The sequence below is a fragment of the Rhizobium sp. RHZ02 genome (genome assembly GCF_014851575.1).
In the GTDB taxonomy this organism is placed as follows: Bacteria; Pseudomonadota; Alphaproteobacteria; order Rhizobiales; family Rhizobiaceae; genus Rhizobium; species Rhizobium altiplani.
Genome location: NZ_JACUZX010000064.1, coordinates 1 through 2,601 on the forward strand (window position 1 = coordinate 1; position 2,601 = coordinate 2,601).

At 52.9% G+C, this 2,601-nt stretch carries 1 rRNA gene; it reads left to right on the forward strand.

The annotated features are described in order from the left end of the window. A 23S ribosomal RNA gene (locus IB244_RS31445) occupies positions 1-2,579 on the forward strand; the annotation flags it as partial. Positions 2,580-2,601: the final 22 nt, after the last annotated feature.

Here is a 2,601-nt window from a genome sequence, read left to right on the forward strand (position 1 = left end):
TGTAAGAAGCGAACGCAGGGAACTGAAACATCTAAGTACCTGCAGGAAAGGACATCAACCGAGACTCCGCAAGTAGTGGCGAGCGAACGCGGACCAGGCCAGTGGCAATTGTGTTTAAAGCGGAACATTCTGGAAAGTTTGGCCGTAGCGGGTGACAGCCCCGTACGCGTAGATAGCATGATTGTCCTAGAGTAGGGCGGGACACGAGAAATCCTGTCTGAACATGGGGAGACCACTCTCCAAGCCTAAGTACTCGTGCATGACCGATAGCGAACAAGTACCGTGAGGGAAAGGTGAAAAGCACCCCGACAAGGGGAGTGAAATAGAACCTGAAACCGGATGCCTACAAACAGTCGGAGCCCGCAAGGGTGACGGCGTACCTTTTGTATAATGGGTCAACGACTTAGTGTAACAAGCAAGCTTAAGCCGGTAGGTGTAGGCGAAGCGAAAGCGAGTCTGAATAGGGCGATTTAGTTTGTTGCATTAGACCCGAAACCGAGTGATCTAGCCATGAGCAGGTTGAAGGTTGGGTAACACCAACTGGAGGACCGAACCCGCATCTGTTGCAATAGATTGGGATGACTTGTGGCTAGGGGTGAAAGGCCAATCAAACTCGGAAATAGCTGGTTCTCCGCGAAATCTATTTAGGTAGAGCGTCGACCGAATACCCTGGGGGGTAGAGCACTGGATGGGCTATGGGGACTCACCGTCTTACTGATCCTAACCAAACTCCGAATACCCAGGAGTACTAGTCGGCAGACACACGGCGGGTGCTAACGTCCGTCGTGAAAAGGGCAACAACCCTAACCTCCAGCTAAGGTCCCCAAGTCATGGCTAAGTGGGAAAGGATGTGAGGATCCCAAAACAACCAGGATGTTGGCTTAGAAGCAGCCATCATTTAAAGAAAGCGTAACAGCTCACTGGTCTAAATAAGGGTCTTTGCGCCGAAAATGTAACGGGGCTGAAGCCATGCACCGAAGCTGAGGATGTGTAGCAATACACGTGGTAGCGGAGCGTTCCGTAAGCTGATGAAGGGAGACCCGTGAGGGCTCCTGGAGGTATCGGAAGTGCGAATGTTGACATGAGTAACGATAAAGAGGGTGAGAGACCCTCTCGCCGAAAGACCAAGGGTTCCTGCTTAAAGTTAATCTGAGCAGGGTTAGCCGGCCCCTAAGACGAGGCGGACACGCGTAGTCGATGGGAACCACGTTAATATTCGTGGGCCTGGTGGTAGTGACGGATTGCTCAACTTGTGAGGTCTTATTGGATTGATCTTGCAGGGACGCGGTTCCAGGAAATAGCTCCACCGTATAGACCGTACCCGAAACCGACACAGGTGGTCAGGTAGAGTATACCAAGGCGCTTGAGAGAACTATGTTGAAGGAACTCGGCAAATTGCACGCGTAACTTCGGAAGAAGCGTGACCCCATTTTACGCAAGTGAAGTGGGGTGGCACAGACCAGGGGGTAGCGACTGTTTATCAAAAACACAGGGCTCTGCGAAGTCGCAAGACGACGTATAGGGTCTGACGCCTGCCCGGTGCTGGAAGGTTAAGAGGAGAGGTGCAAGCTTTGAATCGAAGCCCCAGTAAACGGCGGCCGTAACTATAACGGTCCTAAGGTAGCGAAATTCCTTGTCGGGTAAGTTCCGACCTGCACGAATGGCGTAACGACTTCCCCGCTGTCTCCAACATAGACTCAGTGAAATTGAATTCCCCGTGAAGATGCGGGGTTCCTGCGGTCAGACGGAAAGACCCCGTGCACCTTTACTATAGCTTTACACTGGCATTCGTGTCGGCATGTGTAGGATAGGTGGTAGGCTTTGAAGCAGGGACGCCAGTTTCTGTGGAGCCATCCTTGAAATACCACCCTTATCGTCATGGATGTCTAACCGCGGTCCGTTATCCGGATCCGGGACAGTGTATGGTGGGTAGTTTGACTGGGGCGGTCGCCTCCGAAAGAGTAACGGAGGCGCGCGATGGTGGGCTCAGACCGGTCGGAAATCGGTCGTCGAGTGCAATGGCATAAGCCCGCCTGACTGCGAGACTGACAAGTCGAGCAGAGACGAAAGTCGGTCATAGTGATCCGGTGGTCCCGTGTGGAAGGGCCATCGCTCAACGGATAAAAGGTACGCCGGGGATAACAGGCTGATGACCCCCAAGAGTCCATATCGACGGGGTTGTTTGGCACCTCGATGTCGACTCATCGCATCCTGGGGCTGGAGCAGGTCCCAAGGGTATGGCTGTTCGCCATTTAAAGCGGTACGTGAGTTGGGTTCAGAACGTCGTGAGACAGTTCGGTCCCTATCTGCCGTGGGTGTAGGAATATTGACAGGATCTGTCCCTAGTACGAGAGGACCGGGATGGACATATCTCTGGTGGACCTGTTGTCCTGCCAAGGGCATAGCAGGGTAGCTACATATGGAATGGATAACCGCTGAAGGCATCTAAGCGGGAAACCAACCTGAAAACGAGTATTCCCTATCAGAGCCGTGGAAGACGACCACGTTGATAGGCCGGGTGTGGAAGCGCAGCAATGTGTGAAGCTTACCGGTACTAATAGCTCGATTGGCTTGATCGTTCTCATTGATCAATGCTCATCT